The organism is Tepidiforma thermophila, assembly GCF_002563855.1.
Classification (GTDB): Bacteria; Chloroflexota; Dehalococcoidia; order Tepidiformales; family Tepidiformaceae; genus Tepidiforma; species Tepidiforma thermophila.
In genome coordinates this window covers 371816-395503 of the sequence record NZ_PDJQ01000001.1, presented here as the reverse complement: position 1 = coordinate 395503, position 23688 = coordinate 371816, and the positions used below count along the sequence as shown (strand labels likewise).

General features: G+C 72.7%; 18 protein-coding genes. 11 read left to right on the top strand and 7 right to left on the bottom strand.

Annotated features, from left to right (window positions below):
* Nucleotides 1-13: 13 nt before the first annotated feature.
* Both A9A59_RS01920 and A9A59_RS01915 read left to right on the top strand, forming a co-directional pair.
* Nucleotides 14-1369, top strand: a complete 1356-nt coding sequence (locus A9A59_RS01920) for an AAA family ATPase (RefSeq protein WP_098502669.1) — start codon at nucleotides 14-16, stop codon at nucleotides 1367-1369.
* A complete protein-coding gene (locus A9A59_RS01915) occupies nucleotides 1362-2738 on the top strand; it encodes a vWA domain-containing protein (RefSeq protein ID WP_098502668.1) in 1377 nt (458 codons plus the stop codon). The genes A9A59_RS01920 and A9A59_RS01915 overlap by 8 nt, the downstream gene beginning before the upstream one ends.
* 307 nt (nucleotides 2739-3045) lie before the next feature.
* Here the strand turns inward: A9A59_RS01915 and A9A59_RS01910 are convergent, their stop codons facing one another.
* From A9A59_RS01910 to A9A59_RS13920, 3 genes are all read right to left on the bottom strand, one after another.
* Nucleotides 3046-3228: a hypothetical protein gene (locus A9A59_RS01910; protein ID WP_098502667.1), complete on the bottom strand. Its 183-nt coding sequence runs from the start codon at nucleotides 3226-3228 to the stop codon at nucleotides 3046-3048.
* Between the two features lie 124 nt (nucleotides 3229-3352).
* Nucleotides 3353-3802: a DUF6941 family protein gene (locus A9A59_RS01905; protein ID WP_098502666.1), complete on the bottom strand. Its 450-nt coding sequence runs from the start codon at nucleotides 3800-3802 to the stop codon at nucleotides 3353-3355.
* A gap of 35 nt (nucleotides 3803-3837) precedes the next feature.
* Nucleotides 3838-4980: a pentapeptide repeat-containing protein gene (locus tag A9A59_RS13920; RefSeq protein ID WP_165772437.1), complete on the bottom strand. Its 1143-nt coding sequence runs from the start codon at nucleotides 4978-4980 to the stop codon at nucleotides 3838-3840.
* Nucleotides 4981-5574: 594 nt separating this feature from the next.
* On the opposite strand from A9A59_RS13920, the gene A9A59_RS13915 reads away from it, so the two are divergent.
* Both A9A59_RS13915 and A9A59_RS01890 read left to right on the top strand, forming a co-directional pair.
* Nucleotides 5575-6300: a gamma-glutamyl-gamma-aminobutyrate hydrolase family protein gene (locus tag A9A59_RS13915; RefSeq protein ID WP_098502664.1), complete on the top strand. Its 726-nt coding sequence runs from the start codon at nucleotides 5575-5577 to the stop codon at nucleotides 6298-6300.
* Entirely contained in the window at nucleotides 6297-6977 is a 681-nt protein-coding gene (locus A9A59_RS01890; RefSeq protein WP_098502663.1) for a phosphoribosylanthranilate isomerase, read from the top strand. The genes A9A59_RS13915 and A9A59_RS01890 overlap by 4 nt, the downstream gene beginning before the upstream one ends.
* Here the strand turns inward: A9A59_RS01890 and A9A59_RS01885 are convergent.
* Nucleotides 6974-8173, bottom strand: coding sequence for a cytochrome P450 (locus tag A9A59_RS01885; RefSeq protein WP_098502662.1), 1200 nt, complete (start codon nucleotides 8171-8173; stop codon nucleotides 6974-6976). The two genes, A9A59_RS01890 and A9A59_RS01885, sit on opposite strands and share 4 nt — an antisense overlap.
* Nucleotides 8174-8288: 115 nt before the next feature.
* Between A9A59_RS01885 and A9A59_RS01880 the strand changes: the two genes are divergently transcribed.
* The 4 genes from A9A59_RS01880 to A9A59_RS01860 all read left to right on the top strand — a co-directional run bounded on the left by A9A59_RS01880 (nucleotide 8289) and on the right by A9A59_RS01860 (nucleotide 12174).
* Nucleotides 8289-8735, top strand: coding sequence for a GNAT family N-acetyltransferase (locus A9A59_RS01880; RefSeq protein ID WP_165772436.1), 447 nt, complete (start codon nucleotides 8289-8291; stop codon nucleotides 8733-8735).
* 366 nt (nucleotides 8736-9101) lie between these two features.
* Nucleotides 9102-10328, top strand: coding sequence for an aspartate kinase (locus A9A59_RS01870; protein WP_098502660.1), 1227 nt, complete (start codon nucleotides 9102-9104; stop codon nucleotides 10326-10328).
* Nucleotides 10329-10384: 56 nt separating this feature from the next.
* On the top strand, nucleotides 10385-11620 hold the full coding sequence (locus A9A59_RS01865) for a pyridoxal phosphate-dependent decarboxylase family protein (RefSeq protein WP_098502659.1): 1236 nt from the start codon (nucleotides 10385-10387) through the stop codon (nucleotides 11618-11620).
* A gap of 23 nt (nucleotides 11621-11643) precedes the next feature.
* Nucleotides 11644-12174: a DinB family protein gene (locus A9A59_RS01860; protein WP_098502658.1), complete on the top strand. Its 531-nt coding sequence runs from the start codon at nucleotides 11644-11646 to the stop codon at nucleotides 12172-12174.
* Nucleotides 12175-12202: 28 nt separating this feature from the next.
* Here A9A59_RS01860 and A9A59_RS01855 read toward each other — a convergent pair whose 3' ends face one another.
* Together A9A59_RS01855 and A9A59_RS01850 are read right to left on the bottom strand one after the other, a co-directional pair.
* Nucleotides 12203-12400 (bottom strand): hypothetical protein, encoded by a 198-nt coding sequence (locus A9A59_RS01855; RefSeq protein WP_133117469.1) that lies wholly within the window; start codon nucleotides 12398-12400, stop codon nucleotides 12203-12205.
* Between the two features lie 126 nt (nucleotides 12401-12526).
* Nucleotides 12527-13339 (bottom strand): PD-(D/E)XK nuclease family protein, encoded by an 813-nt coding sequence (locus A9A59_RS01850; protein ID WP_098502656.1) that lies wholly within the window; start codon nucleotides 13337-13339, stop codon nucleotides 12527-12529.
* A gap of 41 nt (nucleotides 13340-13380) precedes the next feature.
* Between A9A59_RS01850 and A9A59_RS01845 the strand changes: the two genes are divergently transcribed.
* From A9A59_RS01845 to A9A59_RS01835, 3 genes are all read left to right on the top strand, one after another.
* The gene (locus A9A59_RS01845) at nucleotides 13381-14586 is read left to right on the top strand and encodes a CaiB/BaiF CoA transferase family protein (RefSeq protein WP_098502655.1); all 1206 of its coding nucleotides are present in this window, start codon (nucleotides 13381-13383) and stop codon (nucleotides 14584-14586) included.
* A 60-nt stretch (nucleotides 14587-14646) separates the two neighbouring features.
* Nucleotides 14647-15315 carry a PaaI family thioesterase gene (locus tag A9A59_RS01840; protein WP_098502654.1) on the top strand — a complete coding sequence of 223 codons (669 nt, stop codon included), beginning with the start codon at nucleotides 14647-14649 and terminating at the stop codon, nucleotides 15313-15315.
* 160 nt (nucleotides 15316-15475) lie between these two features.
* Complete coding sequence (locus A9A59_RS01835) at nucleotides 15476-16303, top strand: Fpg/Nei family DNA glycosylase (protein WP_165772435.1); 828 nt, start codon at nucleotides 15476-15478, stop codon at nucleotides 16301-16303.
* On the opposite strand, the gene A9A59_RS01830 is transcribed toward A9A59_RS01835, so the two are convergent.
* On the bottom strand, nucleotides 16282-23592 hold the full coding sequence (locus tag A9A59_RS01830; protein WP_098502652.1) for a GAF domain-containing protein: 7311 nt from the start codon (nucleotides 23590-23592) through the stop codon (nucleotides 16282-16284). The genes A9A59_RS01835 and A9A59_RS01830 overlap by 22 nt on opposite strands.
* Nucleotides 23593-23688 lie beyond the last annotated feature (96 nt).

The following is a 23688-nucleotide window of genomic DNA, read 5'->3' as shown; positions in this document are numbered from 1 at the left end:
TCTGGTGTATCGTATGCACCACAGGGCGCAGCGCCCCGGGGTGAACCGTTCGATGCGCGACGTCAGCCTGCTCGCCCCCGCCGATGGGCGGCCCTACGTCTACCGCGGCGAACCGCTCGATGTGCCCCGCGCCATCGAGGCCCTCAAGGGCGCCCTCCTCCATGTCTCCGAAACGCTCCCCGGCCGCACCCAGCTCCTCCAGCAAACCGCCCTCGCCCTCCTCACCCGCCGCCACCAGCTCCTCATCTCCCGCGCCGGCACCGGCAAATCCCTCTACGGCGACAGCGTCTTCAGCCAGTTCGAGGGCGACGTCTTCAAGGCCCAGTTCAGCCAGGGCACCCGCCTCGAGACCATCCTCGGCGGCCTCGACCTCAAGCAGTTCCACGAAGGCCGCCTCTGGCATAACACCGCCCACTCCCTCGTCACCGCCGATTTCGCCTACCTCGACGAGTTCATGAACGCCAACGACGTCGTCCTCGAGGCGATCCTTGGCATCCTCAACGAGCGCCGCTTCCAGCAGGGCGAGCAGCAGGAGGAGGCCCGCCTTCATACCGCCCTCGCCATGACCAACCACCTCAAGTTCTCCGCCATCTCCGAGCCGATCCTCGACCGCTTCATGTTCAAAGCCTCCATCGACCCGGCCGGGGATACCCTCAACGACCTCCTCATCGACCTCGCCTACGCCCGCCACCATGGCCGCGCTCAGCCGCCCGAGCACCGCATCCCGCTCGCCGCCCTCCGCGAACTCACCGCCATCGTCCTCGGCGACCACCCCGACCGCCGCATCGAGGCCTCCCACGACATCCTCTTCCTCAAGAACGAAATCATCGACGCCTGCGTTGCCCGCCACGCGGCCCGCCAGCAGGCCGCCGGACCCGGCGCCCGCCCGGCCACCGATGGCTACGTCTCCCCCCGCACCAAGGCCGCCTGCCGCGACGTCCTCAACGCCTCCGCCCTCCTCCACCACCGCGACCGCGTCGAAAAATCCGACCTGGCCGCCCTCCGCTTCGTCCTCACCATCATCCCCGGCAACGACCGCGCCCTCCACGACCCCGGCCAGGATATCTTCGCCGAGGCGCTCCATTCCACCCTCCAGGGCTACACCGAGGCCGACCTCGAAACCGTCCGCGAACTCACCGCTATCGCCCAGTCCTTCCACCTCTACCTCCACGGCATCCCGATCGAGGCCCAGCCCGCCCACCGCGGCCTCATCCGCTTCGTCCTCGCCCTCATCGGCAAGAGCAGCTGGCACGACGTCACCGCCGAAACCTTCCTCGAAGCCCTCCGCGGCCGCAGCATCGCCAACCCGCGCGTCAACGCCCTCCGCGAAGAGATCCTCGAAGAAGTCCAGGAGTACGCCGGTGGCTGACCCCATCCCCGACCTCGCCGGCGCCTCCCCCGCTGCCCGGGCCGCAGCCCTCCAGGCCGACCTCGAGGCCCTCTACCGCTCCTGGGGTATCCTCGACCTCGTCGGCGAAACCGTCGATACCCTCCCCCCCGAGTGGCTCCGCATCCTCAACATCGCCCGCACCCTCCGCGAGGGGCTCCCCCTTCCCGGCGTCGACCTCCCCGAGCAGACCCGCCGCCTCGTCCAGCCCGCACGGCCCGAGTACCAGGTCATCGAGCGGCGCGAACGGAAACACCGCATCGTCTACCCCGTCCAGCCCGATACCCGCATCCAGCCGCTGCGCCACATCGACGACCTCCCCCAGGTCACCATGCCCGACCTCCTCCTTCGGGACCTGGACCCCGCAATCTTCGAGTTCCGCCTCCTCTCCGGCGATATCAACGCCCTCTACCACGTCGACCCGGGCCCGGCCGAAGAGGAGTACGACGACATCCGCGAAGAGCGCGTCCTCGTTTCGCCGCCGGCCGGGCGCCGCCGCCAGCGCGTCTACGTCCTCATGGATGTCTCGAACTCCATGCGCGATGCCAACAAGCTCCTGTTCGCCAAGGCCCTCGTCCTCGCCTACCTCATCACCGCCTGCGAGGAGCGCGCGCAGCTCTTCTTCCGCACCTTCGCCAACCGCATCCACCCCCGGACCGATTGCCTGGCTCCTGCCGATTTCCCGGCACTCGCCCGCCGCGTGCTCCAGGTCACGCCCGACGGTTCGACCGACATCCGCTCCGCCCTTGCGACCGTCGTCGGTGATATTTCCGACCTCGACGGCGTGGGCCCCGGCCGCGCCGCCTTCGAAACCTCGCCCACCGAGCTCCTCCTCATCTCCGACTGCGAGTCCTACGCCATCCCCACCATCCCGCGCGGCATCCGCATGCACACCATCCACCTCGTCGGCGGCCCCATGCCGAAGAGCTACGCGCCCAGCTTCGAACAGATCCGCGAGGCCAGCGCCACCTTCACCGAGATCGATACCACCCGGCTCGTCATGCCCGGGCTGACCCGGGAGCGCTGGCTCCTCCAGCAGGATGGCCGGCGCGGCCCGCCCGCCGCCGATGCGCTCGCCCCCGGCCGGCGCGCCGACGACCGCCTCGAGCGGCGCAATGCCCTCCTCCGCGCCTACGAACGCATGGCCGAGCATCCCGGCGCGCCGCGTGGACATGCCGGCGCTGCTTCCGGCCGGGGTGCCGGCTTCGGCCTCCGCTTCTCGCTCCGCAGGCTGCTCCGCCGCTACGCCGCCGCCCTCCGCCGCCTCCGCCGCCAGCTCATCCCCCGGCGCAGCGCGGCCCCCGCCGGCCTTGCCCCCGCCGGCCCTATCACCTTCCGCCCCCGCCGCTAACCCCGGCGTAGAACAGCACCCCGTCGATCACTACCGCTTTGGGGTCTGGCCGCCCGGATGCGCCGAGCGTCCCGTCCGGCCGCAGGTAGCGATGGACGAGAGCCACGCGCGCGCCTGTTGCTCGTAAAGTTCGAGGATTTGGCTGCGGGTGCAGAACGGCTCGCCGGCCGCCGGTGGGCTCGGGTGGCCGCTCCGTCGAACCCCCGCTTTGTACCTCCCTGTCCTTAACCCTTCCTCAAAACCACCGTTGTTATAGAGTGCACGCATTTCATCCGCCGAGACCCGGCGGCGAGGGATGTCATCCATGTCATCCGCCCGGCATAACCAGCTGCTCGAGCTGCTGATCGCGTTCGCGCTCGGAGAACTCTCGCTCGAGCACTTTGAGGACCAGGTGCTCCCTCTCGCATGGGAGTCTGCGGACGGCTCCGGGCCTGCGGCCGAACTTGCCGGTGACGTCCTCCTCTGGCTCGCTGAGGCGACGCAGGGGCATCGCACCGAAGCAGAGCTTCGCCGGCTGGCCGCAGCCCGGTTGCGTACCGTTGTGGTTGAAACGGAGCCGCCCGTTGCCCGCACCGGGACCGGCACCCCGGCGGCCGCACGCGGCGGACCCGTAGTCAGCCTGTCCGATACGCAAGGTAGACGACCCGCAGCGGCATCCGCGTGAACCACCGCTCGTCCAGCTGAACGTCGACCCAGTACAGTCCCTCGAGTTCGAGTGAGAAGCCGACCCCCACAATGGCGCGCGCGCCCCGGTCCTCCCCCTCGAACAGGAGCGGAAGCTCGGCCAGCAGCCTGCGCAGGCCGTCCGGCCGCTCAAGGGTGAGGCGCAGCTGATGCCTGCCCCGCGCCTGTCCTGATTTGAACCCGACGACCGCGAAGAGCTGCACCGGGGCGAGTGCTGCCGGGCCGGCCGCTCCCGCCGGACCCGGGATGGTCACCTCCAGGCGGTCTACGAGGCGGACCAGGCTGAGCACGCCGTCGCGCTCTTCGAGGACACGCTCGCAGAGCACGGCATGTTCGAGATACGGCCCATGGTCCGCGGCGGCATGCGTCGCCTCTGCCACGCCGCGCATCCTACCACGCGGCAGGGCCCCCGCCGCTAACCCCGAACGCTGCCGTCCGGGAGCACGGTGCCCGCCAGCTTCCCCCGTTCGATGAGCGCCGGCGTGATCAGAGCGCCCGAAAAATCCGCCCGCGCAAGGTCGGCAAACTCGACGTTCACACCCGGCCCCACGGCGCCTTCGAGCACCGCCCCCGTGAGATTTGCCCGCGTGAAGACCGTCCCCGCCAGCGCGGTCTCGCACAGGTCCGCCTGGCGGAAGCTTGTCCCCTCGCAGGCCGCATGCGAAAGGTCGGCCCAGCGAAGGTTCGCCCCGTCGAGCCGCGCACCGCGGAGGTTCGCCCGGCGCAGCGATGCCGCCTCCAGGTTCGCCCCCTGGAGCTGCGCCCCCGAGAGGTCTGCCCCGGCCAGGTCGAGCCCCCGCAGGTCGGCGCCCCGCAAATCTGCCCCGGCCAGCCGCGCTCCCGCCTCGAGGACGAGCCCCCCAACGGTCACCGGCCCGGTGCGGTAGCCTGCCGGCATCCTCCGCCCGTCGTCGCGTGCCGCGGGGGCGCTGCCGTTCGCGCCCTCCGCGGCCAGGTGCTCCGCCCGAGCCCGGTCGTAGGCCGCCCGCAGCCGCTCGTCGCTGAGAATCGTCCAGGCCTCCCGCAGCCGCTGCCGCTGCCGGGTCAGGCGCTCGCCTGAGATGTCGCTGCCGAGCAGCTCGTCGGCCAGGCTCGCAATCGCCTTCCGGATCGCCTCCCGCGAGGCCCCCGGCGGCACCCCGAGGAACTCGTACCAGTCGACCGAGCCGTCGACCCGCGGCGCTGTCCCCGGCCCCGGCGGCCGGTCCTGCGGCGGCGGCTCAGCCGGGCGGGGCCGCGATGCCGGCCGTGCTGTCCCCGTCGGACGCGCCCGGGGGCGCCCCTGCCCCGGAGCCGCCCCGCCCCGGCCGGCCCGCGACCCCGCAAACGCCCGCGCAGCGCCCGCCGGGCGGCTCCGGTCGTATTCGGCCCGCCGCGCCGGGTCGCGCAACACCTCCCACGCCTCGTTGATCCGGCGCATCCGCTCCGCAGCCTCCGCCGAAGGGTTTACATCCGGGTGATGCGCCCGTGCCAGCCGCCGGTACGCCGCCCGCACCTCCTCGAACGACGCCGTCGCCGAAACCTCCAGCTCCGCGTAGTAGTCCTTCCCCGGGCCCATACCCCAAGTATCCCACGCCCGTCCGCGGGAGCCTGCCCCACCCGGGGGGAGGAGGGAGGCCCCGCCACTCCCATCCTCCCCGCCGAGGGAGGAGGGATCCCAGCCACTCCCATCCTCCCCGCCGAGGGAGGAGGGAGGCCCCGCCGCCCCCATCCTCCCCGCCGAGGGAGGAGGGATCCCCGCCTCTCCCATCCTCCCCGCCGAGGGAGGAGGGAGGCCCCGCCGCCCCCATCCTCCCCGCCGAGGGAGGAGGGAGGCCCCGCCACTCCCATCCTCCCCGCCGAGGGAGGAGGGATCCCAGCCTCTCCCATCCTCCCCGCCGGGGGAGGAGGGAGGCTTCGCCACTCCCATCCTCCCCGCCGAGGGAGGAGGGATCCCCGCCTCTCCCTTCCTCCCCGCCGAGGGAGGAGGGATCCCCGCCTCTCCCTTCCTCCCCGCCGAGGGAGGAGCGACGAGGGTCAGGGACGACGACCGCCACCGGGCTCCACACTGAAGCCTTCTGTCTCCTCTCTTCACCCTTCTCCCTTCTCCCTCCTCCCTCGGTGGGGTCGGGGCGGCCGGGCGGGGCTCCCTTCTCCCTCCTATACTCCAGCCATGCCACCCACCGTCCTCCTCCCCCTCGGCGCCGCCGAACGCAAGAGCGACGAAACCTACATCCGCGCCCTCGAAGCCGCCGGCCTCGCCGTCGAAGTCGTCCGCCCCGGCGGGCCGCCCCCGCCAGTCGAGCGCGCAGCGGGACTCGTCCTCGCCGGCGGCACCGACATCGACCCCGCCCGCTACCGCGAGCCGCCCCACCCCGCTGCCTACCCCCCGGAGCCGGCGCGCGATGCCCTGGAACTCGACCTCGTCGCTGCCGCCGACGCCGCCGGCATGCCGCTCTTCGCCATCTGCCGCGGCCTCCAGCTTCTCAACGTCGCCCGCGGGGGCGGGCTCCTCCAGCACCTCCCCGAGCTCGTCGGCCACGGCAATCACGCCGATGCGCCCCCGCCCGGCGAGAAGCACCGCCCGGCCCACACCGTCGCCGTTGAAACCGACGGCCCCCTCCGGGCCCTCCTCGGCTCCGGCCCGTTCGAGGTGAACTCCCGCCACCACCAGGCGGCCGACCCGGCCCGCATCGGCCGCGGCCTCCGCATCGCCGCCCGCGCCGGTGACGGCGTCGTCGAAGCGCTCGAACCCGATGCCCCCGGCCCGCGCTTCCTCCTGGCCGTCCAGTGGCACCCCGAAGATATGGCCCTCGGGCCCGCCGGTCCGATGCGCGACCAGGCCCGCGCGCTCTTCGACGCCTTCGCCGCCGCAGCCCGGGAGTTCGCCGCCCGATGATCCTCCGCCGCCCGCGCGTGCAGATCGCCGGCATCTCCACCCTCGCCGATGCCCTGGCCTGCGAGGCAGCCGGCGTCGATGCCATCGGCTTCACCATCGGCCTCCCGACCGGCCCCCACAACGGCCTCGACGAAGCCGGCGCCGCCGCCATCATCCGCGCCCTGCCGCCGTTCATCACGCCGGTGCTCATCACCTACCGCGTCACCGCCGCCGAGGTGGTCCCGATGTGCCGGGAGATGGGCGTCAGCCAGGTCCAGCTCCACGCCCCGGCCGAGCCCGCCGAGATTACCCGCATGCGCGAGGCCGTTCCCGGCCTCAAGGTCATCCTCGCGGTCCACGTCACCGGCCCGGAGGCGATCGGCCTCGCCTGCGAACGCGCCCGCCACGCCGACGCCCTCATCCTCGACACCGTCGACCCGGCAACCGGCCGCCGCGGCGCCACCGGCAGGACGCACGACTGGGCCATCAGCGCCCGCATCGTCGAAACCGTCGACGTGCCCGTCATCCTCGCCGGCGGCCTCACCCCGCAGAACGTCGCTGCCGCCATCCGCCGCGTCCGCCCCTGGGGCGTCGATGTTCACACCGGCGTCGAGCGCCCCGACGGCACCACCGACCACGGCCTCGTCCGGGCGTTCACCGCCATCGCCCACGCCGCGCAGGTGCCCGTCCGGGGCTAGCGCAGGAGCGCCGGCACGGGCCGCCGCCCGAACCCCATCACCCCGCCGCGGATGGCCGGGATCGCCCCGGCCGGCCGCATCGCCGGGAATCGCTCGAGCAGCATCCGCAGCGCAATCCGCGCCTCCAGCCGCGCGAGGTTCGCGCCGAGACAGTAGTGCAGCCCCCACCCGAACCCAAGCTGCGGGTTCGGGTCGCGCAGCAGGTCAATCTCCCCCGGGCGCTCGAAGACCGCGGGGTCGTGGTTCGCCGCCGCAATACAGAGGAAGACCGTCTGGCCCGGCCGCAGCAGCTGCCCGCCGCGCTCGTGCTTCTCCCGCACCTTCCGCGGCATCGTCCGCGCCGGTCCGCCCACCCGCATGAACTCCTCCACCGCCGTCTCGTCCGCCCCCGGGTGCTCCCGCAGCCAGGCCCGCAGGTCGGGCCGCTCCAGCAGCGTCGCCAGCGTGTTGATGAGCAGCGTCGTCGTCGTTTCATGCCCGCCGAACAGCAGCAGCGTGCACAGCCCCACCAGCTCGATCGCCGAGAGCCGGTCCCCTTCGGCCTGCACCACGAACGACAGCAGCGAATCGCCCGGCTCCCGCTGCTCCCGCTCGATGTGCCGCTCGAAGAAGGCGATGAACTCCTGCGCCGCCCGCGCCACCGGCTCCTCCTCCACCGCGCCCGGCTGCAGCGAAAACACGAGGCTCGCAATATCGTCCGACCACGCCTGGAACCGCTCCCGCTCCTCGCCCTCGACGCCCAGCACCGCCGCGATGACCAGCGCCGGCAGCGGCCGCGCGAACTCCGCCGAGAGGTCGACCGGCCCCTGAGCCGCCGCCAGCGCATCGAGCCGCCCGGCCACGATCGCCCGGATGCGTGCTTCCAGCCCGCTCACGGCGCGCGGCGTGAACGCCGAAGCCAGCGGCTCCCGCAGCCGGGTATGCGCCGGCGGGTCGCGGAAGTTCAGCCACGCGTGCAGCATCTCCACCGCCCGGTGGAACGCCTCCGAACGTCCGCGCGCGGCCCGCTCGAACGTGTCCATCCGGTCCGACGAAAGGCGCTGGTGGTCCCGGAACGCCGCCGCCACCTCCGCGTGCGAGAGGAGCACCCACGCGCGGTGGCGGTCGCTCCACTGCACATCGCCGCCCTCCCGGGCGCGGGCGAAGTAGCCCGCCGGGTCGCGGATGGAGGCCTCGCAGCCGAGGTCCAGCTCCATGTCCGGGAGCTTACGCCGTTTGCTCAGGGGTTTCACGCACGCCGGCTCCGGCGGAAGCCGTTACCATGGCCGGGAGGCCGCCCGCTCCCATCCCGCGCCGGCCCAGGAGCCCGCCATGCCTTCCGGTTTCGTCATCCGCCCGGCCATGCCCGCCGAAGAGGCCGACCTCTACGCCATCCACCGCGCGGCCATGGAGGCCTACGTCACCCAGACCTGGGGCCCCTGGGACGATGCCTGGCAGCAGGACCGCTTCGCCGGCAGCTGGCCCGACCTCCGCCTCGCCATCGAAGTCGACGGCGAACTCGCCGGCTTCCTCGACCTCGACGAACAGGGGCCCTCCGTCGATATCGCAACGCTGGAAATCGCGCCGCGCTGGCAGCGACAGGGCATCGGCTCCGCCATCATCCGCGCCGTCCAGGCCCGCGCAGCCGAGCTCGGGCGCCCCGTCACGCTCCAGGTCCTCAAGGTGAACCCCGCCCGCTCCCTGTACGAGCGGCTCGGCTTCCTCCAGGTCGGCGAAACCGACACCCACTACCAGATGGCCTGGCACGCCCGGGGGTGAGGCCCCCGCCCCCACCGGGCACCCGTCCCCGAAACTGGAAGCTTGGAGCTTGAAGCTTTACCCAGCCCACCGGCCGCCCCTCCCCAGCTTGGAGCTTGACATGCCGAATCCGCCGGCCACACTCGCTCCCCGCTCCCCGCTCCCCGCTCCCCGCTCCCCGCTCCCCGCTCCCCGCTCCCAGCTCCCAGCTCCCAGCTCCCAGCTCCCAGCTCCCAGCTCCCAGCTCCCAGCTCCCAGCTCCCGGCTCCCAGCTCCCGGCTCCTCCCTCGGCGGGGCCGGTGCGGACGGGCGGGGCTCCCTCCTCCCTCCTCCCTTCTCCCTCCACCCTCCTTCATCCTATCCCCCGTTCGCCCTACCCTACGCACTGTGCTCGTAGTCCAGAAATACGGCGGAACCTCCGTGGCCGATGCCGAGCGCATCCGCCACGTCGCCGGCCGCATCATCCGCCGCGTCCGCCAGGGCGACCAGGTCGTCGCCGTCGTCTCCGCCATGGGCTCCGCCACCGACGACCTCATCGACCTCGCCCTCCAGGTCGCCCCCGACCCCGACCCACGCGAGCTCGACATGCTCCTCTCCACCGGCGAGCAGGTCTCCGTCGCCCTCCTCGCCATGGCCCTCAAAGCGCTCGGGCAGGAGGCCGTCGGCCTCACCGGCCAGCAGGCCGGCATCATCGCCCAGGGCCGCCACTACCAGGGCCGCATCTCCCGCGTCGAAGCCGACCGTGTCCGCGCCGAGCTTGCTGCCGGCCGCGTCCCCGTCGTCGCCGGCTACTGGGGCGTCAACGAGCAGCAGGAGATCTTCACCCTTGGCCGCGGCGCCAGCGACACCACCGCGGTCGCCCTCGCCATCGCCCTCGGCGCCGACCTCTGCGAAAACTGCAAAGACGTCGAAGGCATCTACACCGCCGACCCCCGCATCGTCCCAACCGCCCGCAAGCTGAAGGATATCGCCTACGAAGAGATGCTCGAAATGGCCACGCAGGGCGCACAGGTCATGCACAACCGCGCGGTCGAGCTCGCATCCGTCTACAACGTCCCCATCCTCGTCACCTCAAGCATGGTCGAGGCCCCGGGGACGCTCATCCGAGGGGAGACCGAATTGGAAGAACGGAACCGCGTCCGCGGCATCGCTCACGACCTCGACGTCGCAAAAATCACCGTCCGCCGCGTGCCCGACCGGCCCGGCATCGCCGCCAACATCTTCGAACCCCTCGCCGAAGCCGGCATCAGCGTCGACACCATCGTCCAGAACGCCTCCGAAGACAACCTCACCGACCTCTCCTTCACCGTCTCCCGGGCCGACCTCCGCCGCGCCGAGCAGCTCATGCCCGAGATCTGCGCCCGCGTCGGCGCCCCCGAGTGGTCCAGCAACGCCAATCTCGGCAAGGTCAGCATCGTCGGTGTCGGCATCCAGACCGCCCCCGGCTACGCCGCCCGCATGTTCCGCGCCCTCTACGACGCCGGGATCAACATCGAGCTCATCTCCACCAGCGAAATCCGCCTCACCTGCATCATCGCCGCCGACCGCGTCCACGACGCCGTCCGCGCCCTCCACGACGCCTTCGAACTCGAAAGACCCGACGCCGACGTCTGACGGCCGGCCCCGCGCCCGCAAGACTCCCTCCACCTGCTTCGCCCCGGGGTGTTGTTATGCCCATGCCCGAACACGGCCGTCTCTGGCCCGAGCTCGCCGCCGAAATGGAGGCCATGCGCGCCGGCGACCTCGACTGGCGGCACGGCCGCCACGGTGCCTACGTCTGGTACGCCTCCGACGAGCTCGAACACGTCCTCCGCGAGGCCTTCGGCATGTTCCTCGTCGAGAACGGCCTCGGCATCCGCGTCTTCCCCAGCCTCGCCCGCATGGAAGCCGAGGTCCTCGAAGCCGTCGCCGACCTCCTCGGCGGCCCCGGCGCACCCGGCATCTTCACCAGCGGCGGCACCGAGAGCATCTTCCTCGCCGTCGCCGCCATGCGGGAGTGGGCCCGCGCCGAACGCCCGGGCCTCCGCCGCCCCGCCGTCGTCGCGCCGCACTCTGCCCACCCGGCCCTCGACAAGGCCGCCCACTACCTCGGGCTCGAAGTCCGCCGCGTGCCCGTCGGCCCCGGCTTCCGCGCCGACCCGGCCGCCATCTCCGCCGCCGTCGATGCCGACACCATCGGCCTCTACGCCTCCGCGCCCTCCTACGCCCTCGGCATGGTCGACCCCATCGCCGAACTCGGCCAACTGGCTGCCGCCCGCGGTCTCTGGCTCCACGTCGATGCCTGCGTCGGCGGCATCCTCGGCCCCTTCGTCCGCGAGCTCGGCTACCCGGTCCCGCCCTTCGGCTTCGACGTCGAAGGCGTGACCTCCGTCTCGGCCGACCTCCACAAGTCCGGCTTCGCGGCCAAGCCCGCCTCCACTGTCCTCTTCCGCACCGAAACCCACCGCGAATTCGCCCGCTTCACCTTCAGCGACTGGCCCGGCGGCACCTACTCCAGCCTCACCTTCACCGGGACGCGCCCCGGCGGGGCGATCGCCGCCGCGTGGGCCGCCTTCCAGTTCCTCGGCCGCAAGGGCTACCGCGACCTTGCCGCTGCCAGCATGCGCGCCCGCGCCGCCATCGAATCCGGCCTCCGCACCATCGATGGCGTCCGCATCCACGGCGAGCCGCAGCTCTTCGCCTTCGCCTGGGCCGCCGAAGGTGTCAGCATGGGCCGCGTGGCCGCCGCCCTCGCCCGCGAGGGCTGGGTCGCCGCCCGCACCACCTCGCCCGACGGCATCCACGTCATGGCCACGCCCATCCACGAGCGCTTCGCCGACGACTACGTCGCAGCAGCCGCCCGCGCCGTCGCTGCGGCCCGTGCCGCCGCAGGCCAGGCCCCGGAACGCCCCGCAGCCTACAATTGACGGCTCGCGTACGATTGCGCGCCATGAACCGCATCGACATCGAAATCAAGCTGAGCCGCGACCGCGCCTGGCTCCTCGAGACCCTCGGCGCCATGTCCCCCGCGGAGCTCTACGCCCCGCGCACCCGCTCCGAGCACGACCCCGCGAAGTGGTGGTCGTACGCCGACCACTTCATCCACACCACCCTCATCGAGCGGAACTGGAACGACATGGTCCGCCGCCACCTCCGCGGCGAAGCGGCACTCCCCCGCCGTCTCCGCGAGGACGGCACCCCGCAATCGCGCGAAGAGGTCATGGCCGGCATCCACGCCTGGACCGAAGCCTGGGCCGACGAACACCGCGGCAAACCGTTCGCCGAACTCGCCCGCATCGGCCTCGCCGTCCGCGCCGAGACCCTCGCCCTCCTCGCCGAGCTCACCGAAGAACAGCTCCAGGAGAAGATTCCCGGCGCACCCTGGGCCGACGGCACCATCGGCGGCATCCTCGCGGCCAACGCCGACCACGGCCGCATGCATTTCCGCTGGGCCCGCGAAGGTTCAGCCGACGCACAGTGAAGCGCCGGGGGCGCCCGGCGTCCGCCTGCTAGCCGAAAAACGCCTCTGCCGGCGCCACCGCGCCATGCACCGGCGCCGGCGCCTCGTACCGCCGCAGCTCCCGCCGCTTCACCGGCAGGTAGCAGTGCACGCACGCGTGCGGCCGCGGCAGCTCCGCAGGCACCTGCACCCGGTACACCCCATGTTCGGGGCACTCGATTTCGAACTCGATGACCTCGATGTTCATGGCGGCCTCCCCGAAGCCCGACCCGCACCCCGCGGATGGACCCATAGCATAGATCGATATCCGCGCCTGTGAAGGGCCGAATGGCCCCCGGAATGTGAACATTTGGCAAACGGGGGTCTTTCGGCCTTATCCCGGTTCGAAATCCCGCTCCGCTTCCGGGAGGTCCTCCCCATCCGCCAGCAGCCACTCCAGCCCCTCCGCCTCCAGCTGCGCCGCCGCCTCGCACCGCCCCCGCCAGGCGCAGAACCCGCAGTGCGGCCCCGGGTTCGCGAGGAACTCCGCCTCCGCCTGCATCCGCTCCGCCATCCGCGCCGCGTAGGCCAGCGTCGCCACCGCGTCCTGCCGCGTCAGCTCCCGCACCCGCTGCTGCCCCGTCCGCAGGTTCCACGCTACCGCCCGCACCGTCGCCTCCGCCGGCAGCCGCCGCACTGCCCGCACGATCACGTGCGCCAGGTCCAGCTGCCGGTCCGTCACATCCTCGACCTCGAACCGCCCGGTCTTCCAGTCGATGACCAGCCACCGGTCCGCCGCCAGCCGGTCAACCCGGTCGGCCCGCGACCGCACGGCGATGCCTCCACGCTCCCATGGCGCCTCGCTGTCGACCTCGCCCCACCGCGCCTCCGAAACGATCGATGCGTGCGCCGCAATCCCCGCCTCGTAGCAGGCGAGGGCCTGGGCGTACCCTTCCGTCCCCGGCGCGGCCACCGCGTGCTTCGGCATGCGAAGGAACGCGTCCAGCTCCGCGTAGCCGTCATCAGGGTGGCCGGTGTCACACAGCTTCTGCATCGCCCGGTGCACCGCGTTCCCCACAATCAGCGCCGCCGTTTGCTCCTGCTCCGGCCACGGCAGCCCCGAGACGTAGGCAAACCAGTACTGCTTCCGGCACCGGCGGAAGGTCTCGATCTTGCTGTGCGTCAGCCGGAACAGCTCGCCCGACATCGCCGCGCAGTTTACCCTTCCCTCACGTCCCTCCGTCAGCCATGACCGCACCGCTCGAAGGCATCCGCGTCATCGAACTCGCCAACTACGTCGCCGCCCCCAGCGCCGGCGGCCTCCTGCGCGACCTCGGCGCCGAGGTCATCAAGATCGAGCCGCCCGGCGGCGAAGTCATGCGCGGCGTCGTCCCCACCGGCACCGGCCCGGGCACCGCCCCCTTCAACTTCCTCTTCGAGCTTGAAAACCGCGGCAAGCGCTCCGTTACCGTCGACCTCGACGCTCCCGGCGGCCCGGAGGTCGTCCACCGCCTGCTCGCCGGCGCCGATATCTTCCTCACCAACCTCCTCCCCCGCCGGCTCCGGCGGTTCGGCCTCACCCCGGAGGAGGTGCACGCCCGCAATCCCGCCGTCGTCTTCGTCGCCATCACGGGCTACGGCCTCGACGGTCCCGACGCCGACCGGCCCGGCTTCGACTTCTCCGCCTTCTGGACCCGCAGCGGCATCATGTCGCTCATCGGGCACCCCGGCGGCCCGCCCGTCATCAGCCGCATCGCACAGGGCGACCATACCACCGGCATGGCCGCCGTCGCCGCCGCCCTCGCCGCCCTCCGCCTCCGCGACCTCACCGGCAACGGACAGGTCGTCGATATCTCCCTCCAGCAGACCGGCCTCTACACGATCGCCACCGACGTCGCCAAGACGCTCGTCGACGGCCGCCAGCCCCGCCGCTTCGACCGCACGGCCCCCGAAAACCCGCTCTTCAACACCTACCCCACCGGCGATGGCCACTGGGTCATGCTCGTCCACATGACCCCCGACCCCTACTGGCCCCGCCTCTGCCGCGTCGTCGGCCGCGAGGATTGGGCGGCCGACCCTGAGCTCGCCACCATGGCCGGCCGCCGCCAGCGCGGCGCCGAACTCGCCGCCGGCATCGAACAGGCTTTCCTCGCCGAGACCCTCGCCTCCCTCGCCGAAAAGCTCGACCGCGAAGGCCTCATCTGGGCGCCGATGGTCGAACTTCCCGAGGTCGTCGCCGACCCCCAGCTCCGCGGGCGCGACGCCTTCCAGCTGCTCGAAACGCCCGCCGGCACCTTCGAAACCGTCGCCGCCCCGTTCCGCATCCGCGGCGCCGATGTCCGCGTCCGCGGCCCCGCCTCCGCACCCGGCGCCGATACCCTCGACGTCCTCCGCGCCGCCGGGTACACCGACGACGACATCGCCGACCTCGCCGGGCGCGGCATCTTCGGCTGACCCGCGCCGGCCGCGCCCCGCCCGGTGGCCCGGCTCGCCCCCGGCGCCGATAATTCACGCATGAGCGACGACCCGTTCGGCCAGTCCATCGCCTCCCTCGCGAACTGGGTGCCGCCCGATGAGCCGCCCACCGGCCAGCGCGCCGCCCTCCACCGCCTCGCCGCCGCCATGCGCATCGTCGCCGAGGCCCTCACCGATATGCAGGCCGACGAAGCCGACCTCCTCGCCGCCGCCGAGGCGATGGAGCAGTTCGGCGCCCGCCTCGAAGCCACCCGCACCGGCCACCGCCCGTGGGGCTTCGCCGAGTCCGCACCCGCCGGCGACGCCCGCGCCATGTTCGACCGCAGCCCCGTCATCGGGCTCGGCAACCCGGTCGCGCCGCCGCTCCGCATGGAGATCGACGGCGACCGGATCGTCGGCCGCGCAACCTTCGGCGCCCAGTACGAAGGCCCGCCCGGCCACGTCCACGGCGGCATCATCGCCGCTGCCTTCGATGAAGTGCTCGGCATGGCGCAGGCCCGGACCGGCCGCCCGGGCATGACCGGCACCCTCACCATCCGCTACCGCCGTCCGACGCCCCTCCACACCGAAGTCGTCTTCGAGGCCCGCGTCGACCGCGTCGAAGGCCGCAAAATCTTCGCCGCCGGCACCCTCCACGCCGGCGAAACCCTCTGCGCCGAGGCCGAAGGCATCTTCATCTCCGTCGACTTCAGCCGCCTCACCCGCTGACCCCCGCCACCCCCTTCCCCTCCCCAGGGGAGGAGGGAGGCCCCGCCCCCTGACCTCCCCGCCCCCAGGGAGGAGGGATGAGATGCTCTCCAATCTCCCCCTCCCTCGGCGGGGGGCCGGTGCCGGGGCGGGGCTCCCTCCTCCCTCCTATACTCCACCCATGCCCGAAATCCCCGAGCTCGAAGCCATCCGCGGCTTCTTTGCCGAGCAGCTCACCGGGCGCCGGATCGCCGCCGGCGCCGTCCGCATCCCCGTCGTCTTCCGCACGCCCGCCAGCGAGTTCCGCGAAACCCTCCCCGGCGATGCATTCACCGCCTTCGGCCGCCGCGGCAAGTTCCTCCTCCTTTCCCTTGCCTCCGGCCGCGTCCTTGCCGTCAATCCGATGCTCACCGGCCGCTTCCAGTACGTCGACCCCGCCGTGAAGCTCCCCGCAAAGACCTGCCTCGTCCTCGAGATCGACGGCGGCCGCTCCCTCCGCTACGCCGACGAGCGCCTCATGGGCAAGCTCTACCTCCTCCCGGCCGACGGCCTCGAAGCCATCCCCGGCTGGGCCGCCGGCGGCCCCGACCTCCTCGACCCCGCCCTGACCGAAGACGCCTGGCTCGCCCGCATCGCGAAGTACCGCGGCGGCATCAAGAACATCCTCGTGAACGCCGAGTTCGTCCAGGGCATCGGCAACGCCTACGCCGACGAAATCCTCTGGGAAGCCCGCATCAATCCCTACACCGCGCGCACGAAGCTTACCCCGGACGAGCTCCGCTGCCTGTTCCGCGCCGCCCGCGAGGTGATGGCCTGGGCCACGCCCCTCGCCCGCGCCGCCATGGTCCGCGACGGCACCCTCGATTACGAAGAGCGCCGCGACTTCCTCCGCGTCCACCGGCGCGGCGGCCAGCCCTGCCCCCGCTGCGGCACCCCCATCACCGAAATCACCGCGAACCAGCGCATCACCAGCTTCTGCCGGCAGTGTCAGCCCGAACTGCCCGCCTGAGTCGGCGCCTCCGTCCCATCCTCGCCCAGCCGCTCCCGCAGGATTCGCGAAATATCCTCAATGCCGTACGGTTTCGGCAGGAGCTCCACCCCGTACCGCTCGATGAGGGCAGCGACGCCGGCGTCGGTCGTCGCCCCGGTGGCGAGAATCGTCCGCGGGATAAGGTGCGGCAGCTGCGCCTCGAACCCCGCGAACACCGCGTCCGCGGTCTCCGTCGCCAGCCGGTAGTCGCACAGCACGATATCGGGGTCTGCCTGCGCCGCCAGCTCCAGCGCCCGCGCGCTTTTCTCCGCCTCGAGGCAGCGGTGCCCGAGGCTCTCCACCAGCCGCCGGCACACCTTCCGCAGGCTCGGCTCGTCGTCGATGACGAGCACCGTCGCCTGCCGTCCCGGGGCGGGCGCTCCCGTTTCGTCCCCCCGGCCGGCATCCCCCGGCGGCGCCGGCAGCGTGATGACGAAGGTGGTGCCCACGCCCGGCGCCGAAATGCAGTCGATCGTCCCCCCGTGCGACTGGATGATGGAGTAGCTCAGCGACAGTCCAAGACCCGTGCCGAAGCCCTGCTTCGTCGTGAAGAACGGTTCGAAGATCCGCGCCCGGGTCGCTTCGTCCATGCCCGCCCCGGTGTCGCTCACCGCAATGCGGATGTTCCCCCGTTCGTCCCGCCCGCCTTCGATGACAATCCGCCGCGTCGCCCTGCCCTCCAGCGCGTGCTCGGCGTTCGTGACCAGGTTGATGAGCACCTGCGTGAGCTGGTGTTCGTTCCCCCAGGCCGTCAGCTCCTCTGCCAGCGCGACCTGCACGTCGATGCCGGCCGCCTGCCACGCCCGCTCCCGCAGCCGCTGTACATGGCCGACCACCTCTGCAAGCCCGACCGGCCCATGCTCGACGGTTCCCGGCCGCGCAATGAACAGCAGGTCCCGGACGATGTTCCGCGCCCGCAGCGCCTCCTTCTGGATGATTCCCAGCTCCTCGCCCATCTGCCCGGTCGTGTCCGAAAGCGCCAGCACCTCCGCAAACCCGAGGATCGCCGTCAGCGGGTTGTTCAGCTCGTGTGCCACCCCGCCGATCAGCTCGCCCAGCGCCGCCAGCCGCGAGGCCTGCTCCATCCGCTCCCGCTTGCGCTCCTCCTCTTCCTCCCGCCGCACCTCCTCCGTCACGTCGGCGGCCACCGTCAGCACCCGCAGCTGCGGATCAGCGAGCGGCACGTACTCGTAGTCGAACCAGCGCGTCTCGCCGCCGATGGTGAGCGACGTCCGTCCGCGCGAGCCCTTCCCCTCTTCGACCGCTGCCCGGAACGCCTCGCGGAGGTCCTCCGGCAGCATCGCGGCGGCTTCCTCCAGGGTGGTCGCACGGCCCTCCGGGTCGATCGCGCGGACGATCTCCCGCCCGAGCGCATTCGCAAACACCGTCCTCCCCGAGGCGTCTGACAGGATGACCGCCTCCGAGAGCGACCGCAGGATCAGCCCGTAGATCGCCGCCTGCCGCTCCCGCTCCTGCGTCGCGATCGACGCCTCCACGGCAGGTCCGACCACCTGGGCGATCCGCCGGATGAGCGCGAGGTCCCGCTCCGAAAACCGGTGCCCGGGCAGCCTGCTCGCCACCAGCAGCAGCCCCGTCGCCGCGCCGCCGGAGTAGCTCGCCGTGTAGCTCACCGTCGAAAACCCGAAGTTCGGCCCGAAGTGCGAAGCCGGCAGCGCCTCGCCCGGGACGACCGCCTGCCCGGTCCGCCGCGCCTCCGCTTCGTGGGGCAACACCGGCAGCCGCAGCTCGCCCCCGAGCAGGTGGGGCCAGGCCAGCACGTCGCCGTCGAACCGCCCGAACGCCGCGAACGGCTGCGGCACGAACCGCTCCAGCGCCGGGAGCACCGCCCGCAGGATGGCGGTCGGCCCCTGGGCGGTCGCCGCTGCCGCGCTCGCCTCCGCGAGGATCCGCTCCTCTTCCGCCTGGCGGTCCCGCTCCGCCTGCGCCCGCACGGTCTCGATCACCGGCCCGACGATGCCCGTGACACGCCGCAGCAGCGCCAGCTCGCGCGGCCCGAACCGGAACGACGGGTCCCGGCTCGCCACCATCAGCATCCCCGGGATGCCCCCCGCGGCGTGATAGGCCGTCAGCGCGTAGGCGCACAGCCCCAGCTCGCCGTAGAAGCGGTCCCGGTACGGCGCAAGGTCCCCCACGCCCTGCCCGGTCGCCAGCGCCGCCCGGCCCACCGGCGAGAACTGCATCACCAGCTCCTCCTGCCCGATGACCCGCAGCCCCTCCGGGTCCGTCACCTGGTAGGCGATGCTGTCGCCCTCCACGAACCCGTACATCGCGTAGGCGCCAGGCACCCGCGCCCCCAGCGCGGCCGGCAGACAGTTCACCACCTCGGCGATCGTCCGCGCCGCGGCTGCGGCAGCCGCCACGCTCGCCACCACGCGCTCGTCCTCCGCCTCTTCCAGCCGGCGCCGCCGCTCCCGGAAGTTCGCCATCGCCGGCCCGGCGATATCCGCCACCAGCCGGCAGCGGCGCAGGTCCCGCTCGCTGAACTGGTATGCAGCGTCCCCCGTCCCGACGACCAGCACGCCGATGAACTCGCCCTCGGAGGCCGCGGCCGTTGTTACCCACCGGCGCAGCCCGGCCGCTGCGATCCGCGCCCGGTTCTCCGGCAGCGCATCCGAGGTATCGACCGTGTCCACCGACTGCCCCGCGCTAATCGCCCGCCGAAGTGCCGGCCCCGCGGTCCAGCGGGACCCGTCGACCGGGTTCACCAGCTCCTCGCCGTCGAGGTAGAAGAACCCAATCCTCGCCTGCGGCACCGCCCGCCCGAACAGCTCCTCCAGCCCCGCAAGGAACTGCACATCTGTCGTCGCCCGTGCGGCGGCAGCGGCCGCATCGGCGAGGAACCGCTGCTCCTCGGCCTCCTCCTGCCTCCGCCGCAGCTCGAGCAGGCTCGCAAGCGCGGGACCGGCCAGGTCGGCCGCCATCCGGAAGATACGCAGGTGCCGCTCCGTCGGCCGGTAGTCCGGGTCGCCGCTCCCAATCCAGAACGTCCCGATCTCCCGGCCCCCGGCCGCCAGCCGCGTCGAGACGTAGGTCACAATCCCCAGCTCCTGCATCCGCCGGCGTGATTCCTCGCTCTCCCGCGGGTCCGCCGGCGAGGCCACGACCTGCCCCTCGGAGGAGGTCCGCGCGAGATTCGCATCGAACGGGAAGAGCAGCCCCGGCACGGCCACGCTCTCGAGGTCGCCGTCCTCCCGCCGCACCAGGAGGTCGAACCGGCTCGCCGGCACCAGCGTCCGGAAGTGCCGCCCGAGCCCGCGCACCAGCTCCCGCTCGTCGGCTGCGGCCGCCGCAATCCGCGCCGCCTCCGCCAGGAACCGCTGCTCTTCCGCATCTTCCCGCGCCCGCTGCGCCGCCCGCGCGTTCTCCATCGCCGGGCCCACAATCTGGGCAATCAGCCGCAGCAGCCGGAGCTCCCGCTCCCCGAACCGGTACTCCTGGTCGCGCGAGGCCACCACCAGGAAGCCGAGCGTCCGCCCGCCGGCCCGCGCCACCGTGGTCGAGGCCGCCTTCGCGCCCATCCGCCAGAGCGGGCTGCGCGGGTCGATGTCGTCCGGGAGGCTGTTGGCATACGTCTGCCCCTCCGCCTCAGCCAGCTGCGCATACGCGTCAATCTCCGACTCGAAGACGGTGCCGTCGCCCAGCGGGAAGACGAGCCGCTCGCCCTCCCGGAACCCGAAGGCGATGATCGGCAGCGGGACCAGCGACCGCAGCGGCCGCTGCAGCGCCACCGTGATCGCATCAGGCGTCGACTCCCGCGCCGCGACAGCCGCAATCTCGGCCAGCAGCCGCTGGTCCTCCGCCTCCAGCCGGGCCCGCTCCGCCGCCCGCGCGTTCGCCATCGCCGGGCCGGCGATATCCGCAATGAGCCGGACGAGCCGCGTCTCCCGCTCCCCCGGGGAAAAGGCCGGGTCCCGCGAGCCCACGACCAGCAGCCCGACCGGCGTGCCGGCCGAGGTCGCCGCCGCGATGATGTGCGCCTGGATGCCGAGTGCCTGGAGCTCTGGCAGCGCCCCCGCCTGCGACGCCCGGCCCGCAGCCGCCGGCACCACCGCAACGCCCTGGTCGAGCGCTTCGCGGAAGTTCGCCCCCAGCGGAACCGTTGTCGGCGGCCCCGCCCGGTTGAGGAAGACCGCCGTCTCTCCCTCGAGGAAGCCGAAGGTCACGAACGGCGCCGGCACGAACCGCCGGGCCGCTTCCGTCAGCGCATGCGTGATCGCCAGCGCGTCATCCTCCCGGGCGACTGCTGCAGCCGCGGCCGCGACAATCGCCTGGTCCTCCGCTTCCTGCCGCTCCCGCTCCAGCGCCAGCATGTTCGCCATCGCCGGGCCCAGGAAGTCCGCAATCAGCTGCGCCAGCCGCGCTTCCCGGGCGCCGGGCCGGAATGCCGGCGCCTTGCTGAAGAGCAGCAGCATCCCCACCGTCTCGCCGCCGGCGCGGGCCGGCGCAGCAATCCGCGAAACGATCCCCGACTCCGCCATCTCCCGCCGGGCGACCTCGGACACCGCCGGGTCCTCGGGCCCGAAGACCGCCGGCACGCCCTCTGCTATCGCCCGCCCGACGTTCGGCCCGACCGGCACCCGCAGCTCGTCGCCCCGCTCGCGCACGACCTCCAGCTCGCCCCCGCGCAGGAACGCGATCCGCACCTCCGGCTCCGGGATGAACCCTCGGACGGCCTCGACCAGCGCCGCAGCCAGCTTCCGTGGGTCCCGTTCTTTCGCCACCGCCGCGGCAGCCGCTGCCACGACCCGCTGCTCCTCCTCCTCGCGCCGCCGTGCTTCGGCCCCGCGCCGGTTCGCCACTGCCTGCCCCAGCAGCGCCGCGACCAGCCGGATGAACTCCAGCTCCTCGTCCGTGAACTGCTCGTCCTCCCGCCGGCCAATCGTCAGCAGCCCTTCCGGCCCCTCCGCCGAGGTCATCACCGCTGTGGCGGCCCGCCGGTAGCCCGCCCGGTGGAGCGCCTGCGGCACCCGCCGCGGGTTCCGCTCCGTCCGGTACTGGATGATGCCGCCCGCCTCCGCCGTCTCGGGGATGCTCTCCTCCCGGAACTCCGGGTCGTCGTCGATGTCCAGCCGGTGCGAACGGATCGGGAGGTATGCCCCCGTCGCCGGGTCGCGGTAGGTGATCGAGAGCAGGTCGAACCCCACCGCCTGCAGCAGCGTCTGCGCCAGCGTGTCGAAGTGCTCCCGCACGTCGCTCCCGCCCTCCAGCAGCGCCGTAATCTCGGAGAGCGCCTGCCGGCGCACCGCTTCACCCAGCCGCTCCTGCACCTTGCGGTGGTTGGCCAGTGCCTGCCCGAGCAGCGCTCCGACCGTCTCGAGGTGGGCCAGCTCCTCCGCGTCGTACGGCCGCTCGCTCATCCGCGAGAGCAGCAGCAGCCCTTCGTCGCGTCCCTCGTGCCGCAGCGCCACGGCGGCGACCCGCTGCACGCCAGCCGCCTGGCTCCGTGCCGCAATGGGACCGCCGAAGTCCTCGATCGGTGCTTCGACCACCGTCCGCTCGGTGAGCCGTTCGAAGAGCGTCCCGAACGACTCGCGGCGTGCGACGTCCCCGGGCTGAACGGTCCTCCGCCGCAGGCTATCGACCGCCCGGAAATGCTCCGGGCCGCTCGCCACCCAGAGCCCCAGGCCGTCGAAGTCGAGCACCGCCTGCAGCCGATGAGCAAGCGCAGCAAAGAACGCCTCCGGCCCCTCGCCCTGGTTCAGCAGGAGCGCCAGCTCGTTCAGGATCCGTGTCCGCTCCGCCAGCCGCGTCGCCTCGAACAGCCGCCGCCGGTTCCCGACCGCAACCGCCAGCAGCCGCGCCAGCGCCCCCACGAACTCCCGCTCCTCGGCGCTGAACGGCGCCGCCTCCCGGCGCGCGAGATTGAGCGACCCCACCAGCCGGCCCTCGTCGAACAGCCGCGCCACCAGCCCCCGCCGGTACCCGGCCCGGCCGACGGCCTTCCCGAACTCGGTCACGGCCTTCGCCGGGTCATACTCGTACATGCCGTCTGCGCCGAATGCGACAGGAGGTGGTGGCGCCATCTGCAGCGGGAACGCCATCCCCGCCCGCAGCATGCCCTCGGGTTCCGCCCCAACGACCTCCAGCGCCGCCCCTGCGGGGTCAACTGCGGCAAGCGCCACCCAGTCGAAGGTCAGCGCCTCCGGCAGCAGCCGCGTCAGCTCCCGGAACACCACAGCGAGCGGCGTCCCAACCGAGAGGTGCACCGCCAGCTCGTTCAGCACCCGCGCCCGCGAAGCCGCCTCCATGGCCCGGCGCTGCTGCAGCTGCCCGGTCAGCGCCTGCGAAAGCAGCGACCGCAGCAGGCCGAGGAATGCCAGCTCCTCGTCGTCGAACCGCCGCCGCGACTGCCGCGCCACGATCAGCAGCCCGGCTGTCGCGGCTCCTTCGCGAATGACGCCGATTGCGGCCCGGCCGTAGCCCGCCAGGGCCAGCCCGTCGTCCGGGCTCGCACCCGCCTCCGGCCGGAACTGCAGCACATCGCCCTGTGCCGCCAGCTGCTCGATGAACGCATTCCCCTCGGCCGTCGGCGGCAGCCCCCGGTGCACGCCCGCCGGCGTCTCACCCACCAGCGCGAAGCCGCCCGGCCCGCGCAGCACCAGCCCCAGGTAGTCCACCGGCAGCGCCTCCGGCAGCAGCCCGGCGAGCGCCGTGAACAGCGTCTCGAAGCTGTCTCCCCGGCTCAGGCCCGCGGCCAGCTCCGCCGCAGCCCGCGCCCGGGCGGCAGCGGTCATCGCCCGGCGCATCTCCCGCTCCCGCGCCGCGGCAGCGGCCAGCAGGTCTGCGGCCGCCCGCAGCAGCGCCCGCGCCCGTTCATCCGGCGCGCCATCCCGGAACGCCGCCAGCACCAGGCCGACCGGCTCGCCCCGGTCAACGAGTGTGCAAACCCAGCCCGTGCCGTAGCCCAGCCCGGCCAGCGCTTCAGCAGCCGGGTGCTCCCCCGCCCCCGTCCGGAGCACCTCCCCGTGCGCCAGCGCCGCTCCCAGCTCCAGCCCGAGCGACTCCGCCGGCAGGACCCGCCCCACGAGCGCCGGCGGATGCTCCACCGGCCACGACCCCGCCACCCGCGCGGTCGCTCCGTCGCCCTCCGTCACCGCCAGCAGCAGGAGGTCAGCCCCGGTGGCCTCGCACAGCGGCGCGGCGAACCGCGGGAACCGCTCAGAGAGCGGCCCGCTGCCGGCGGCAACCACGGCAAGCTCCTGCAGGAGCGCCCGGTCACCGGGTGTCACGCTCTGGCCGGGAGCCATTGTCTCGCGTCCCTGTCCCCCTTCCCGTAAGTCTCGGGTGCAGCCGCGCCGCGGCGCATCGGGGAATCCCCGATATCCGCGCCCGCGGTGACGGCT